Genomic DNA, 15,395 nt, shown 5'->3' on the forward strand with positions numbered 1-15,395 from the left:
CGTTCATGCTGTCGGACCGCCGCCGGCGCGCCGCGCCGGTCGGTGCCATTCGGCCACGGCAACGCGCCATAGCGGGCCGTGTTCGGCTAGCCGAGATTGGTATTCTGGGACACATCGGTTTTCTGTCCGGCTGCGCGCCGGCCGTAGAGACGATCGATATCGGTCGCATAACGCCGCGCCACCCGACGTCGGCGCGTCTTGTCGGTCGCGGTGACCAGGCTATTGTCCTGGCGCCACCCGTCCGTGGTCACGGCCACGCGCCGGATCTGGGCATGGGCAGGAAACTGAGTCATCAGACGGGCGAAGCGCTCGAGAAAATAGTTTTCCAGGCGCGCCGCGGCCAGCGCCTGCGGTGTATCCGGATCGAGCCCAAGACGACGCATGATCGGCGTCAGGCGATGTGCCGGACAGCTGATCACGGCTGCCAGAACGGGACGGGCTTCGCCGACGACGATGGCCCGGGTGACCAGCGGGTCGAGACGCAGGGTCTCTTCGATCGGCTCCGGTGAAGCCTTCTCGCCGGAGGTCATCACGATCACTTCCTTCATGCGCCCGGTCAGGTACAGCCGTTTCTTGTCCAACCGGCTGACCTTGTCGCCGGTATGGAGCCAACCGCCCGGCGAGAGCACTCGAGCCGTGGCTTCGGCGTCCCGCCAGTAGCCGTGCATCACGCCGGGCGAGCGGACGAGCAGTTCGTTGTCCGGCCCGATCTTGGTGGCCACGCCGTTGATGGCCACGCCCACACTGTCGATCTCGTTGTTGTCGACACGGTTCACGCTGACCACCGGCCCCGCCTCGGTGAGACCATAGCCCTGCAACACCGGCAGACCCAGCCCGACCAGCGTGCGGGCCACCGGATGCGGCAACGCGGCGGCCCCCGAGACGGCGAGCTGCATGTGGGCGCCGAACAGACGCAGGCAGCGCCGCGCGACGAAATAGCGCAACAATGGCCAGGCCAGATGCGACAGCGCGAACCGGCCGCGGCCCTGTTGGCGCTCGAAGACCGACTCGCCGACGTTGATGGTCGTGGCGACCAGACGCTTGATCCAGCGCGGGTGGCGCGACAGCCAGCGATGCAGCTCGATATAGAAACGTTCGTAGATCCGCGGCACACCGATGAGCGTGGTCACCGGTTCGCGCGCCAGCGTCAGCCCCAGAAAGCGCGGGTGTCGACAGAACACGATCCGGGCACCGGTGATCATCGCCCGATAGGCATCGACCACGCGCTCGTAGCTGTGGGCCAGCGGCACATAGGACAACGCATATTCATCGGCCACTGCCGGCAGCGCATCGGCCACATCCTGCGCGTTGGACAACAGATTGGCGTGCGTGAGCATCGCCCCGCGGGCGCGTCCCGAGGACCCGGATGTATAGACCAGGCTGGCGACGTCATCGGCACGCGGTCGGGTCTCGAAGGGATCCGTATCGTCCGTGGCCGCTTCAAGGGCAGCATCCGCGCTGGTCAGCCGCGCGTCCTCATCGAGCCCGCCGGTGAAAACCAGCGCGGCGCGCAGATGCTCGCAGGGATCGGCGGCCAGCAGGCGCATCACCCAGCGCGCCTTGACCGCCACCAGTACACAGGACTGGCTGTGCGCCACGAGATGGGCATTGCTGGCCGGCGTATCGGCACAGAACAGGCCCACACTCATCGCGCCGAGTCGCATCGCGGCCTGTTCCACGCAAAGCCATTCCGGCGAGTTGCGCAGCATGATCGCCACCCGATCGCCGGCGCCCACGCCCTGGGCCTTGAGCACACGGGTCCAGGCGGCCACACGGCGATCGGTCTCGGCCCAGGTCCGATCCAGCCATGCCCCGCGCCGCGGCGAGTAGAACCGATAGGCCGGCGCATCAGGGGTGGCCGCGACCCGCGCATCGAACAGCCCACAGAGCGTGTCGGCGCTGTCGCGGTCCAGCCAGGCGGCCGGTCGCCCCTCAGTCGGCGCGCGACTCACGATGCAACCAGGCCGCACGACGCGCATGGGCTGTCGCATCGGCCGTCTCGTCGATCGATAGATGCCATTCCGGCGCGGCGTCGCCGGCCAGCGTGACATCGCGCGTCAGCAGCCGATCGTCTCGAAAGACATGCACGCGCAGACAGGCGCCGGCGGGATAGCGTGCGAGCTGGCTGGCCAGCTCCTCGGCCATCTCGATGCCGTCGAGTGCCAGTAACCGGTCTCCCGGCGACAGGCCGGCCCGCTGGGCCGGTCCGTCATCCACGACGTGCGTGATACGGGCCGAGCTGGGCGACTCGCGCGACAACCCCATCCGGCCGCGCACGACCGCGGCGTCGTCGGCGGCCGGCCGAGCCAGCGCCCGGATGCCGAAATCCCCCAGGAAATCCGCCCAGGGCGCATCGGCGGTGGTATTCAGATGCAGATCGAAGAAATCCGCGAGCTCCAGGCCGGAGACATCGGCTGCCAGCCGGGCCAGGGCGTTCTCGGGCACTGGCGCATCGTCCCGGCCGTAACGCTGCCAGACCGCGCGCATGACGGTATCCAGCGAAACCCGCCCCTCGGTCTCGAGACGCAGCTTGAGATCCAGACCGAGCGCGAGCTGGGCGCCCTTGCCGTAGTAGCTGACGACGGCGTTCGGGGTGTTCTCGTCCGGGCGATAGAACTTGAGCCAGGCATCGAAGGAGGACTCGGCCAGGCTCTGGCGATGTCGCCCCGGCGTGCGCTCGATGCGGGTGGCAAGCTTGGCCAGCCGGTCGAGATAGCTCTGCTCGGTGATCACCCCGGCCCGCACGAGACCCAGGTCGTCGTAGTACGAGGTCACGCCCTCGTAGGCCCAGAGATCCCGGAAATACGCTTCGCCAGCGAGATCCGAGGCCGCCACCGCGGCCGGACGGATCCGCTTGACGTTCCACAGATGGAAATATTCGTGGCTGGCCAGCCCCAGCAGCGTCTCGTAGGCCGGGTCGCGACGGCCGGTCGCGGCCACGCGTGCCGCGCTGGGCAGCGCGTTGCGGGCCACGTCCAGCACGCTGGATTCGCGATGCTCCAGCCCGCCGAACCCGCGAGCCATGATATTGGCCAGAAACAGATACTGCCGGGCCGGCAGCTCACCGAAGACCGCTGCCTGAGCCTCGCAGATCGCAGCCAGGTCGATGGCCAGCTGGCGGGTGTCGGCGTCGTGGCTGCCGAGCAGCACGAAGGCGTGCGGTACGTCGCGCACGCTGAAGGGCACGCGCTCGATCGCCTCGCCCATCGCCACGGGATGATCGATCAGATCGTCGTAATCGCGTGCTTCATACACGCCGTAGCCGGCCGCCGAGACGCAGTCATCGTCCACCGGGGCCAGCGTGGTGGCCACCTGCCAGTCGTAGCGCGCCGGCGGTTCGCCCAGATGCACGCGCACCGGGCGGCCACGTCCGCCGTCCGGCCAGAGCGCCAGCGAGGTGAAATTGAACAGGGCCCGCGTGTCGTCGAGAAACGCCGCCCGCACCGACGGGTCGCGGGCGTAGAACGTGCAGCGCACGACGACATCGCCGGTCGGCGGCGCGATCGTCCAGCGGCTGCGCTCGACGGCCGTGACCGGAATCGGCGTCCCGCCCGCCTCGGCCTCGATCGACAGCAGATGACGTGCAAAATCGCGGATCACGTAGCTGCCGGGAATCCAGGTGGCCAGATTCAGGCCGACGGTGGCCCCGGGTTCGGCCGCGAAGGCCAGTTCGACGGTCACGCGATGCGCAGCCGGGTCGGCCGGCGTGATCGTGTATTCCAGTAACGACATATGCCCCCTGTTGCAGCCCCCGGACCGTCGCGCGGCGCGCAGTCTACGCCTGCGAACGGCCACTGCCCATGGTCGGTGCGATACGCCGAGTGTACGCGCGATCACCCACACGCATCGCGAAATCGTTCACCAGCGCGCCACTTCGAGCCCGAGCCCACCGACCTGATGAAACAACCGCTTGGACGGACACACGGCCACGCCGTGCTCGGCCCAGCGCAGCAACGGCAGATCGGCATGGGAATCCGAATAGGCGGCCACCCTGCTGCCATCCGCCGGCATGTCGGCCAACCCCTTGACGCGACGCAGCTTCTCGTCGTCGCGGCAGTTCTCGCCGTCCATGCCGACCAGACGATCGCGATGGTCCCAGGCCGCTCGCGTAGCCAGCACCTCGTCGATGTTCAGGGCATCGGCGATCGCCCGGACATAGATATCGAAACTGGCGGAGGCGAGAATCACCCGCACGCCGTCGCGCTGATAGGCGCGCAGCTGGGCCAGCCCCTGCTCGCGCATCGCTTCGTCCATGAGCTCCTCGACGAACTCGGCCACCCAGCCGTCGATGCGATGGCGCGGCTCGCCGCCGAGAAACGCGCGCAGCATCTCGGTCTTGAGCCATGTGCGATCGCCCCAGCGCCAGAACTTGAGCAGATTGATTGGCAGGCGATACAGCTTGAGACTGCGGCGCCGACGGTAATGCCGCAGATAGCCGAACAGAAACGGCAGGAACGTATCGTACTCGGTGAGCGTGACATCGAGATCGAAGACGACGATGCGTGGATGAAAAGCCAATCCAGCCCCGGGTCGCGGATGAGATTCGTGCCAGCTTAGGCCCTGTCGACGATTCGCGCGAGCACGCGTTGCGGACCGGCTTGCAAAGCACGGCCCGGGCCCCGACCATTTTCCGCGTCAGCCGTCCGGAGGCCTCATGCGCAATCCTCGTCGCCCCACGCCCGCCCAGCGGCGCGCCCTCGCGCGCCGGCTCGGGCCGGGGCTCACTCGCAACGTCTGCCTGGCCGAGCGCACCAGTTTCGGTATCGGCGGCCCCGCCGAGCTGTACTTCGAGGCTCGCACGCCGGAAGCGCTGGCCACGGCCGTGCGTGTCGCCCGGGCGTTGGACATCGACTGGTTCCTGTTGGGCACCGGCGCCAACATCCTGGTCGGCGACCGCGGCTTCGCCGGCCTAGTGATCGCCAATCGCGCGGATGCGATCGCCACGCGTGGCACGCGTCTGACCGCGGCCAGCGGTGCGCTGATCTACCCGGACGTCATCGATGCCGCGGTTGCGCGTGGGCTGTCCGGGCTGGAGCACTATGTCGGCATCCCGTCATCGGTGGGCGGCGCGCTCTGGCAGAACCTGCATTTCCTTTCACCGGCGCCGGCCCGCGAGCGCACGATGTTCATTGGCGAAGTGCTCGAATCCGCCGACATCCTGGACGCCGACAACGTCCGCCGCACGGTGGACGTCGATTATTTCGAATTCGGCTACGACCAGTCCGTGCTCCACAACCGCGACGATGTCGTGCTGTCGGCGACCTTCGAACTGGAGCCGGCCAACGGTGATGCGCTGACCCGCATCATGGAAGAGAATCTGCGCTGGCGTGCCGACCGTCATCCGCCGCTGGACACCGAGCCCTCGGCTGGCTCGATCTTCAAGAAGATCGACGGCATCGGCGCCGGCCGGCTGATCGACGAAGCCGGCCTCAAGGGCTTTCGCGTGGGGGATGCCGAAATCTCGCCGCGACACGCCAATATCATCGTCAACCGCGGCCGGGCGACCGCAGCCGAGGTCTGTGCACTGATCATGCATGTCCAGCGCACGGTCTCGGCAACCACCGGATACTGGCTGGAGCCGGAGATCTCCTTCGTGGGGGGCTTTGCGCCGGTCAAGCGTGTGCCGGCAACGAGCCAGGCTGTCTGAAAATCGCCGGGTCGTTGTCATACGGCTGTCATCGACGCTCGGCAGCATGAATGTCGTCGGGCTCGCCTCGACGCGAAAAACAAGCCGTATGACCACAGCTTGGGTGATTTCGGGGGTATGCCCCGTGTCGCAACCGGTGCCGGAGCACTTCCGGGCCGGTTTTTTCTTTTTCGGGACCGACGCCCGACCCGATCCGCCATGACGGCCAGCCGCGTTGTCACGACGCCTGCGACCGGTGGCGACCGCCGCCCTGCGCCGAAGCGCGCATATCACCGCCACCTTCGGGCGTGTTAAAGCCTTGCGGCATGAACCACGGATCGAGGCCTGTCATGGATCACCATACGCCGCTGCGCCCGCGCCATCGCCTTGTCACGCACGAGGTCAGCAACCAGCCGACGGAGCTGTTCGACTTCAACGCGTTCGCCACCGACGCGCCGCTCGTCGAAGCGTTGGCTCGTGAAGGCGGTGACTGGGGGGCAGGCCGGTGCGATGCCTATGGCCGGATCGCCGGTGGCGAGTTGCTGCGGCTCGGTTTCGCCGCCAACGAGCATCCGCCGCGCCTGGTCTCGTTCGATCGATTCGGCGGGCGTATCGACGAGGTCGATTTTCATCCGGCCTATCACCGCTGCATGGCGCTGGCCCGCGAACACGAGCTGCACAGCCTGACCTGGACGCAGGAACGGCCCGGGGCCCAGGTCGTACGCAGCGCCCTGTGCTATCTGCACAACCAGTACGAGGCAGGCACAGCCTGTCCGACCACGATGACCCATGCGGCCGTGCCGGTATTGCGTCATGCCCCGGCACTGGCACCGGCCTGGCTGCCCGGTGTGCTCTCGTCGGAGTACGATCCCGACTGTCGCCCGCCCGGCGAGAAACGCGGCCTGTCGATCGGTATGGGCATGACCGAGAAACAGGGCGGCTCGGATGTCCGGGCCAACACCACGCGTGCGGTGGCCACCGGCGACGATCGGCATCATCTGACCGGTCACAAGTGGTTCTTCTCCGCACCGATGAGCGATGCCTTCATCGTCCTCGCCCAGGAGGACGATGAAGGCCTGTCGTGTTTTCTGCTGCCGCGCTGGCGATCGGACGGCCAACGCAACGCGATCAACGTCATGCAGCTCAAGGACAAGCTCGGCGATCGCGCCAATGCCTCCTCGGAAGTCGAATTCGTCGACGCCGAAGCCCATCGCATCGGCGTGCCCGGCCGCGGTGTGGCCACGATCATCGAAATGGTCGGCCAGACGCGGCTCGACTGCATGCTCGGCTCGGCCGGCCTGATGCGCGCCGCCCTCGTCCAGGCGATTCATCATTCACGGGCGCGCCATGTCTTCGGCGCCGCACTCGTCGACCAGCCGCTCCAGCAACGCGTGCTTGCCGATCTCGCGCTCGAATCCGAGGCCGCGATCGCGCTGGCCATGCGCATGGCGCGGGCCTTCGAGGGCGGTGACGAACATGAGCAGCAGCTGGCACGCCTGGCCACTCCGATCGGCAAGTACTGGATCTGTCGCAGTGCGCCGGCGTTCGTCAACGAAGCCCAGGAATGCCTCGGTGGCGCCGGCTATGTCGAGACCGGCCTGATGCCACGACTATTCCGGCAATCGCCGCTGAATTCCATCTGGGAAGGCGCCGGCAACGTCCAGTGTCTGGACATGCTGCGCGCCCTGGCGCGCAGTCCGGCCAGTCGCGATGCCCTGCTGGCCGAGCTCGACGCCGCGCGTGGCCTGAACCGGCATTTCGACACCCACTGCGACCGGCTTGCCCGATCGTTTGACGACGCGGCCGCGCTACCGGCCGCTGCCCGGGCCATGGCCGAGGATGCCGCCAAGGCCCTGCAGGCCGCCATCCTCCTGCGGGCCGATGCCGATTGGGTCGGTGCCCTGTTCTGCGATACGCGCCTCGCCGGACCGGGCTCGCGTGCTTATGGGGTCGCCGACTGCGGCGATCGTGCCGCCGACCTCATCGCCCGCGCGTTCTAGGGTCTGTTGATGTTTCGTGCGAGCGCCTTTTCGTCGAGAGATCGCCGTGTGTCCGGCAAGGCGCGAGTCGCCGATCGTGGCGTGCCACGATCCAGACTCGCAACGCCGCCGGGCGCCCATCGTCGATTTTTCATGGGCGGCCCAACCCAAAGGGACAGGCGCCCCGAAATCAAAAACACGACGGCAATCCAGCGTTGTAGCCCGCTGGCGCAGCATGACACGCTATGCCTGCGACACCTCGTCTTGCCGCCCATCGTCAATTTCAGGGCGCACTTGGCGCGGACTCGCACGAAACCTCAACACGCCCCAGGGCGCGTCGTCACGAGATGGACCGTCGCCCCCGCGGCCAAGCGGCGACAAGACAAGGCATCGTGAGCATGGCGTGGCCCAGCCGCGTGAGCGGGCGATAACGCCGGATTGTCCTCGCTTGCCCGCTGGCCCCTCGGGTTGCCCCTGCCGGCCGCGCCACGCCGCGTTGCGTGCCTTGACCGTAGCACCGTGCTCGGCGGCCCACGCCTTGCTTGACGCGCCCGGCAGGGGCAATACAGCTGCCTGTCTCGTGACGACACGCCATAGGTGTGACCTCTCATTAGAGTTTTTCACGAAACCGAGCGTTTTGTATCGGCCAGAAAACTGTATGACAAAACAATCTTGACTGCTGACTATCTAGATACAAGAATATCGCCGGATTCAATCAGTCCGGAATCGTCGTGTCCGTCCGTCTGCCCGACACCATTCGCGATCGTCTGCCCTATCTGCTGTCACGGGCCTACCTGCGTCAGCTCGATCTGTTCGCCCGGCATACGGCCGCGTTCGGGATCTCCGGGCGCGAATATGCCGTCATGCTTCTGCTCGAGGCACACGAGAAACTCTGGCAGAGCCAGATCGCCGAGGCGCTGGGGCTCGACCGCACGACGGTGACCTATCTTGTCGACGGACTCGAGACGCACGGCTGGGCGGCTCGCGAGCGTGATCCGAACGATCGCCGCGCCTATGTCATCTCGCTCACCGCGGCCGGTCAGCAGACGCTCGTCGATATCGGCCCCGCCGTTCAGCGGGCCAAGGCCGAGATGCTCGCGCCACTGAACGACACAGAGCAGGAACAGCTCCGCGCCCTGCTCGTCCGCCTGAACGCGGGGACCGAGTGATGCGATCGATACAGGCATTGTCCGTCGCCGCCCTGGCGCTGAGCCTGATCGTGGCCAGTCTGCCGGCTCTGGCCGAGGCCCCGGCCGGCCGGCCGCTGTCGATGGAACAGGCCATCAACGGCGCGCTGGCAACGAATACGAATGCGCTGCTGGCGCGCGCCGGCCAGAAGGAAGCGGCCGGCGAGCGCGTTCAGGCCCGCGCGGCCTTTTTGCCGCACATCTCCGGCCAGGTGAGCGAATCGCGTCGTCAGACCAATCTGGCGGCCCAGGGCTTCGATTTCGGCTCCGATATCGGCCCCGACCTGGCCGGCGGCCCCGGCCTCGATCTGAATTTCCCCACGACGGTGACCTACAACACGTTCGATGCCCGGGCCAAACTGCGCCAGACCCTGTTCGACTACAGCGCCTGGAAGGACTATCAGAGCGCAAAGATCGGCGAACGCGCCGCCGATGCGCAACTGGCCGTGGCCCGCGAACAGGTCGCCTCGCAAGCCGAGCTGGACTACGTGGCCTACGGCTCGGCACAGGCCGCCGTGCAGGCGGCCGAGGCCGATGTGCGCCAGGCCAAGACTCTGCGCAAGCTCGCGCGTGATCAGGAACACGTCGGCGTAGCCACGGGCGTGGATGTCACACGGGCCCAGGCCCGGCTGGCACGCGATCAGGCCACCCTGGCCCAGCGCCGGGCCGCGGCGGTGCGTGCGCGCATCCGTCTGGCCCGTACCGTCGGCCTGCCACTGGGCCAGCCGATCCACCTGACCGACCCGCTGGTCTTTCGCCCGATGCCGCTGGGTAGCGCCACCACGGATATCGATTCGGCCCTCGCCGATCGGCCGGAGATCACCATGGCACGGTTGCAGATCGCCCGGCGTCAGCACGACCTGGCCTCGGCCCGCGGCCAGCGCCTGCCGACCCTCGGTCTGGAGGCGGACTACGGTGAATCCGGCAACACGCCGAGCGAGAACAGCCGGCCGACCTATGCCGTGGGCGCCACGCTCTCGGTGCCGATCTTTGACGGCGGGCGTATTTCCGGGCAGGTCGATGCCGCCGCCAGCCGTCTGAATCAGCAACAGATCCGCTTTCGCGACACGCAGGATCAGGTCGAGCAGGACGTGCGCACGTCGCGCGAGACGCTCACCGAGCTGGCCGCCCGTGTGCGCGCCGCACGGGCCAACCTGACGCTGGCCAAGCAGGAACTCGATCGTTCGCAGGACCGGTTCGCCCACGGCGTGACGGACAACGTCGAAGTCGTCGACGCCCAGTCGTCGCTCGCCGATGCCCGCACCCAGCGGATCGACGCCCTGGCCGAGTACACCCGGGCCCGCATCAACCTGGCCGCCGCCCTCGGGCGCGCCCAGCAATTTTCACTGACTCACCCGATGACGCCATGAGTGCGACCTCCGATACGGACACAGCGAGCACGGCGACGCCGGCGCCGAAGAAGAACAAGGGCCGACGCGTGGCGATGATCGCGGTGCTGCTGGTCGCGATCTGCGGCCTGATATGGCTGGCCTGGTGGTTCCTGCACCGACATCTGGTATCGACCGACGATGCCTATGTCCAATCCGACATCGCCCAGATGGCCCCACGGGTGACTGGCACGGTCGCGCGCGTTTTCGTGCGCGATAACGAGCACGTGCAGAAAGGCGATGTCCTGTTCACGCTCGACCCGGCGGACTTCCAGACCGATCTCGCCAAGGCCGAGGCCAGCCTGGAGTCGGCGCAGGCCTCCTACAACGCCAGCCAGCAGGATCTGTCGGTGACCCGCCAGACCAGCGGCGCCGACATCGACAATGCCACGGCCGCGCTGCAATCCGCCCAGGCCGAGGCCCGTCGCGCCGCGGCCGATGCCAAGCGCTACAAGGCCCTCTACGCCAAGCACGAGGTCTCCCAGCAACAGCTCGATCAACAGACCACGCAGGCTGAACAGGCCGAGGCCGAAGTCCGTCAGGCCCGTGCCCAGCTCGCCCAGGCCAAGGCCTCGCCGGACCGGATCAAGCTCAAGCAATCACAGGCGTCGAAGGCCGATGCCGATATCGCCCGAGCCAAGGCCGAGGTGCGCCAGGCCCGGTTGAACCTGTCATATACGGAAGTTCGGGCCCCGCATAGCGGCAAGATTGCCCAGAAGTCGATCGTGGCCGGGAGCCATGTCAACGCCGGCCAGGCCGCCATGGCCGTGGTCGAGGACGATCCGTGGGTCGTGGCCAATTACAAGGAAACCCAGCTGGACCACGTCCGGCCCGGCCAGCCGGTCGCCATCGAGATCGATGCCTACCCCGGCCAGCATTTCGATGGCCGCGTGGAATCCATCCAGGCCGGCACTGGCGTGACCTTTTCGCTGCTGCCGCCACAGAACGCCACCGGCAACTTCGTGAAGATCGTGCAGCGCGTACCGGTCAAGATCGTGTTCACGAAACCGGACCAGCTGGCCGGGCGTGATGTCAGTCCGGGGCTTTCGGTCGTGCCCACGATCGACACCGCGGGCGATATTGTGGCGGTCAAACGACAGGATAACGCCGCGACCGACGTCGCCGACGGGCCCGCGCCGAAGCGATGAGCCAGACCGAGGCTTCGGCGTCGGACCCGGCACGCATCGCGGCCGGCGCGACGTATCCGTCCGGACGCTGGCTGATCGCCGCGGTCGTGGGCATGGCCGCGTTCATGGAGGTGCTCGACATCTCCATCGCCAACGTCTCGCTCAGCCACATCGCCGGCTCGCTGTCGGCCAGCCAGGACGAGGCGACGTGGATCCTTACCGCTTATCTGGTGGCCAACGCCATCGTGTTGCCTGCCTCGGGCTGGTTTTCGCAGGTACTGGGCCGCAAGCGCTACTTCATCGGTTCGATCGTCTGCTTCGCGATCGCCTCGCTGGCCTGTGGCATGGCGCCATCGCTGGCCTGGCTGGTGGTGTTCCGGATCATCCAGGGGGCGGCCGGTGGCGGACTGCAGCCGGTGGCTCAGGCCATCCTGGCGGATTCGTTCCCGCCGCGACAGCGTGGCATGGCGTTCTCGATCTACGGCGTGGCCGTGGTCTTCGCCCCGGCCATCGGACCGACGCTCGGCGGCTGGATCACCGACAATGTCTCCTGGCACTGGATCTTTCTGCTCAACGTGCCGGTGGGCGCCGTGCTGATCGTCCTGGCCAGCCTGCTCGTCCACGACACCGAGGCTTATGAAAAGGCCCGTCGGGCCAAGATGGCCAATGGGTTCTCGATCGACTATATCGGTTTCGCGCTGTTGATCGTCGGGCTTGGCTGTCTGCAGGTCCTGCTGGACAAGGGCCAGCAGGACGACTGGCTGGCCTCGCCGTTCATCACCACGATGGCAGTACTCTCGAGCCTGTCACTGATCGCGCTCGTGCTCTGGGAGCCGTTCCAGAAGCATCCGATCATGGATCTGACGCTGTTTCGCTATCGCAATTTCTCGATCGCCAACGTCCTGATGTTCATGCTCGGCTTCGTGCTGTTCGGCTCGACGCTGTTGATTCCGGAATTCGTGCAGCGCGTACTGGGCTATACCGCCACCCTTGCCGGGCTCGTGATATCGCCCGGTGGGCTGGTGATCGTGGCGATGATGCCGATCGTCGGCGCCTTGTCGGGCCGGCTGGATACGCGCTGGATGGTCGGTATCGGCCTGTCGCTGGTCTCGATCTCGATGTTCCACATGACCGGCTTCAATCTCGACACCTCGTTCGGCCAGCTCGTTGCGGCCCGCTGTCTGCAGACGCTGGGTCTGGCTTTCATCTTCATCCCGGTAACCAGCATCGCCTATGTGGGCGTACCGGCCGACAAGACCGATCAGGTCAGCGCACTGGTCAACCTGGTGCGCAATGTCGGCGGCAGCGTGGGCATCTCGCTGGTCACGACCTGGCTGGCCCGGCGCGGGCAATATCATCAGAACGTACTGGTCGAGAACATCACGCCCTACGATCACCAGACCCAGTCGCTGCTCGATCAGCTGACCCAGCACTTCATGGCCGCCGGGGCCTCCATGGACGCGGCCCGCCAGCAGGCCCAGGCCACGCTGGCCAATATGGTCGCCGAGCAGAGCCAGCTGATGTCGTTTCTCGACGACTACTGGATTCTGGGCGTGGTGATCGCCTGTCTCGTGCCATTGTCGTTACTGATGTCCTCGGGCAAGCACGAGGATTGAGGCCGCGGCCGGGCTCCTGGGGCGGGTCGTCACGAGATAGACCGTCGCCCCCGCCACCAAACGACGGCAAAGCAAGGCATCGTGCGCATGGCCTGGCCCAGCCACGTGAGCGCGCGATAACGCCGGCTGGTCGTGGCCTGGCCGCTGGCCCTTCGGGTTGCCTATCTCGTGATGCCACGCCCTAGCAGGCTGGCGCAGAATGACTGCGCGGCGCGCACTACGCCTCGTCTTGCCACCCATCGTCAATTGCAGGGCGCACTTGGCGCGGACTCGCACGAAACATCAACAGGCCCTGGCACGCACTCCGGTAGATCAGCCCCGCGCCCTGGGCGACGACGCATCTTGAATCGCCTGCCAGCCGTGCGCGAGACGGCGGGCCCGGCCCAGTTCCCCCAGACGACGCAGATGAGCCTCGATCTGCTGCGCTGCCATCGGCCGCAGGCGCGAATCGAGCGCCGGGTAGAGCCCATCGACGATATCCTCCGGCGCGCAGACGGTCGTTTCCGCCAGCGCAGCGGCAACCTGTGATTCGCGGGCCTCGCGATGGGCGATGACGCGCGCGATTTCCGCGCGCGGCGTCTCGATCAGATCCCCGTGTCCCGGCGCGATCCGTTGGATATCGCAATCGCGCAGCCGCGCCAGTGTCTCGAAATAAGCCGTCATGTCGCCATCCGGTGGCAGAATCACGACGGTCACGTCCGTCATCAGCGTATCGCCGGCCAACAGCAGCCCGGCGTCCGGCACCTCGAGCGCGATACAGTCCGCCGCGTGGCCCGGCGCGTGATGAATCCGGATCGTCAGCCCCCCGCAGACCAGGCGCTCGTCGGCACGAAGCGAACGGTCCACGATCACGTGCTGATCGTGCGCCCCCGGACGGGGCTTCGGCCAGGCCAGGATCGACGCGCCGCTGGCCGCCGCCAGCGCCTCGGCACCGCCGGCATGATCGGGATGTCGATGCGTGAGCACGATGGCCTCGATCTGCATTTGTGTTACCGCACCGATGGCCTGCAGATGTGCCTCGTCATCGACGGCCGGATCGACCACCAGATAGGGCCCATGGCCCAGGATGTAAGTGTTGGTCCCCGGCCCCGTCATCGGCGACGGATTGGGCGCAACCAGCCGGGTCACGCCTGGTGCAATCCGAACCGGGCCTCGTGTCATTACGCTCGTGTCATGCATGCGTGCCATTCCAGGGCGTGTTGAGATTTCGCTCGAGCGCCTTTTCGTTGAGAGACCGCCGTGCCTCCGGCAAGGCGCGAATCGCCGATCGTGGCGTGCCACGACCCAGACTCGCAACGCCGCCGGGCGCCCATCGTCGATTTTTCATGGGCGGCCCACCCCGAAGGAACAAGCGCCCCAAAATCAAAAACACGACGGCAATACAGCGTTGTAGCCCGCGGGTGCAGAATAACGGCACGGCGCGCACTACGCCTCGTCTTGCCACCCATCGTCAGTTTCAGGGCGCGCTTGGCGCGGACTCGCACGAAACCTCAACAGGCCCTAGCGCTCGGCCAACCCGTCAAGGGCGGCGTCGACCGAATCGAACGCCGCCAGCCGGCGCAGGGTCGCCGCGGTCGGCGTCATGAGCCGGCGTCGACCGGCCTGCGCTTCAGCCAGAGCCGCGGCCGGCACCACCCAGCTCGACGCGACCAGTTCGTGGCCGTCGGGCGTCGCGGTCGCCGCATCGGCCGGTGCCCGGACGGCGAAGAAATACGTGCCATAGCGGCGCGGCGCACCGGCCGGCGTCGTCCAGTGTGCGAACGCCGTCAGCGATGCCGGATCGAGCCCGACGCCTAGGGCGGCAATGGCCGACAGCCAGTCGATCGCGCCGTGACACAGGGCCGTGCGGATCTTGCCACGCCGGACGTCGTCCACGGCGCTGCCCGTGGTGCCGACGAGCAATCCGGATTCCTCGAAGCATTCACGAATCGCGGCAATGCGATACGCCGTCGTCTGCGTCTCGGCCGCCGGCAACCGGGCCGCCAGGGCGTGATCGGCGGCATCGACCGCGCCGCCGGGAAAGACATCTGCCCCGGGGCCGAAGACGTGGCTTGTGGCACGTCGCAACAACAACACCTCCAGACCGCAACCGATCGCCCCGCGATCGCGTAGAACAACGACCGTTGCCGCCGGACGCACGACGCCCTGTTTCGATGCCTGGGAGGAAGCATTCATTATTCGCTAGGGCCTGTTGATGTTTCGTTCGAGCGCCTTTTCGTCGAGAGGCCGCCGTGTGTCCGGCAAGACGCGAGCCTTGATCGTGGCGTGCCACGATCAAGGCTCGCAACGCCGCCGGGCGCCCATCGTCGATTTTTCATGGGCGGCCCACCCCGAAGGGACAAGCGCCCCAAAATCAAGAACACGACGGCAATCCAGCGTTCCATCACGCTGGTGCAGAATGGCTGCACGGCGCGTACTACGCCTCGTCTTGCCGCCCATCGTCAGTTTCAGGGCACGCTTGGCGCGGACTCG

Annotated in this window: 11 protein-coding genes; 6 read left to right on the forward strand and 5 right to left on the reverse strand. The window is 67.0% G+C overall.

The window, feature by feature from the left end; translation table 11 throughout:
• Positions 1 to 86: 86 nt before the first annotated feature.
• The 3 genes from D3260_RS05615 to D3260_RS05625 form a co-directional block, all read right to left on the reverse strand.
• Positions 87 to 1,952 (reverse strand): long-chain fatty acid--CoA ligase, encoded by a 1,866-nt coding sequence (locus tag D3260_RS05615; protein ID WP_158583406.1) that lies wholly within the window; start codon positions 1,950 to 1,952, stop codon positions 87 to 89.
• Entirely contained in the window at positions 1,933 to 3,732 is a 1,800-nt protein-coding gene (locus D3260_RS05620) for a M61 family metallopeptidase (RefSeq protein WP_158583407.1), read from the reverse strand. The genes D3260_RS05615 and D3260_RS05620 overlap by 20 nt, the downstream gene beginning before the upstream one ends.
• 126 nt (positions 3,733 to 3,858) lie before the next feature.
• The gene (locus D3260_RS05625) at positions 3,859 to 4,518 is read right to left on the reverse strand and encodes an HAD family phosphatase (RefSeq protein ID WP_120097600.1); all 660 of its coding nucleotides are present in this window, start codon (positions 4,516 to 4,518) and stop codon (positions 3,859 to 3,861) included.
• 136 nt (positions 4,519 to 4,654) lie between these two features.
• On the opposite strand from D3260_RS05625, the gene murB reads away from it, so the two are divergent.
• The 6 genes from murB (at position 4,655) to D3260_RS05655 (ending at position 12,923) form a co-directional block, all read left to right on the forward strand.
• Positions 4,655 to 5,647, forward strand: a complete 993-nt coding sequence (gene murB, locus D3260_RS05630) for a UDP-N-acetylmuramate dehydrogenase (RefSeq protein ID WP_120097601.1) — start codon at positions 4,655 to 4,657, stop codon at positions 5,645 to 5,647.
• 329 nt (positions 5,648 to 5,976) lie between these two features.
• A complete protein-coding gene (locus D3260_RS05635) occupies positions 5,977 to 7,626 on the forward strand; it encodes an acyl-CoA dehydrogenase family protein (RefSeq protein ID WP_120097602.1) in 1,650 nt (549 codons plus the stop codon).
• Positions 7,627 to 8,336: 710 nt separating this feature from the next.
• The gene (locus D3260_RS05640; protein WP_120097603.1) at positions 8,337 to 8,774 is read left to right on the forward strand and encodes a MarR family winged helix-turn-helix transcriptional regulator; all 438 of its coding nucleotides are present in this window, start codon (positions 8,337 to 8,339) and stop codon (positions 8,772 to 8,774) included.
• Positions 8,774 to 10,162: a TolC family protein gene (locus tag D3260_RS05645; RefSeq protein WP_120097604.1), complete on the forward strand. Its 1,389-nt coding sequence runs from the start codon at positions 8,774 to 8,776 to the stop codon at positions 10,160 to 10,162. The genes D3260_RS05640 and D3260_RS05645 overlap by 1 nt, the downstream gene beginning before the upstream one ends.
• The gene (locus tag D3260_RS05650) at positions 10,159 to 11,328 is read left to right on the forward strand and encodes an HlyD family secretion protein (protein WP_120097605.1); all 1,170 of its coding nucleotides are present in this window, start codon (positions 10,159 to 10,161) and stop codon (positions 11,326 to 11,328) included. Before D3260_RS05645 ends, D3260_RS05650 begins: the two co-directional genes overlap by 4 nt.
• On the forward strand, positions 11,325 to 12,923 hold the full coding sequence (locus tag D3260_RS05655) for a DHA2 family efflux MFS transporter permease subunit (protein WP_120097606.1): 1,599 nt from the start codon (positions 11,325 to 11,327) through the stop codon (positions 12,921 to 12,923). Before D3260_RS05650 ends, D3260_RS05655 begins: the two co-directional genes overlap by 4 nt.
• 312 nt (positions 12,924 to 13,235) lie before the next feature.
• Here the strand turns inward: D3260_RS05655 and D3260_RS05660 are convergent, their stop codons facing one another.
• Together D3260_RS05660 and D3260_RS05665 are read right to left on the reverse strand one after the other, a co-directional pair.
• The gene (locus tag D3260_RS05660) at positions 13,236 to 14,102 is read right to left on the reverse strand and encodes an MBL fold metallo-hydrolase (protein ID WP_158583408.1); all 867 of its coding nucleotides are present in this window, start codon (positions 14,100 to 14,102) and stop codon (positions 13,236 to 13,238) included.
• A 321-nt stretch (positions 14,103 to 14,423) separates the two neighbouring features.
• A complete protein-coding gene (locus D3260_RS05665) occupies positions 14,424 to 15,098 on the reverse strand; it encodes an NUDIX domain-containing protein (RefSeq protein ID WP_120097608.1) in 675 nt (224 codons plus the stop codon).
• Positions 15,099 to 15,395 lie beyond the last annotated feature (297 nt).

The organism is Salinisphaera sp. Q1T1-3 (genome assembly GCF_003602005.1).
Taxonomy (GTDB): domain Bacteria; phylum Pseudomonadota; class Gammaproteobacteria; order Nevskiales; family Salinisphaeraceae; genus Salinisphaera.

Excerpts from the sequence above, each read along its gene's own strand:
- D3260_RS05620 (WP_158583407.1), bottom strand. The coding sequence starts at position 3,732 with ATGTCGTTACTGGAATACACGATCACGCCGGCCGACCCGGCTGCGCAT.
- murB (WP_120097601.1), top strand. The coding sequence starts at position 4,655 with ATGCGCAATCCTCGTCGCCCCACGCCCGCCCAGCGGCGCGCCCTCGCG.
- D3260_RS05635 (WP_120097602.1), top strand. The coding sequence starts at position 5,977 with ATGGATCACCATACGCCGCTGCGCCCGCGCCATCGCCTTGTCACGCAC.
- D3260_RS05645 (WP_120097604.1), top strand. The coding sequence starts at position 8,774 with ATGCGATCGATACAGGCATTGTCCGTCGCCGCCCTGGCGCTGAGCCTG.
- D3260_RS05650 (WP_120097605.1), top strand. The coding sequence starts at position 10,159 with ATGAGTGCGACCTCCGATACGGACACAGCGAGCACGGCGACGCCGGCG.
- D3260_RS05655 (WP_120097606.1), top strand. The coding sequence starts at position 11,325 with ATGAGCCAGACCGAGGCTTCGGCGTCGGACCCGGCACGCATCGCGGCC.
- D3260_RS05660 (WP_158583408.1), bottom strand. The coding sequence starts at position 14,102 with ATGCATGACACGAGCGTAATGACACGAGGCCCGGTTCGGATTGCACCA.
- D3260_RS05665 (WP_120097608.1), bottom strand. The coding sequence starts at position 15,098 with ATGAATGCTTCCTCCCAGGCATCGAAACAGGGCGTCGTGCGTCCGGCG.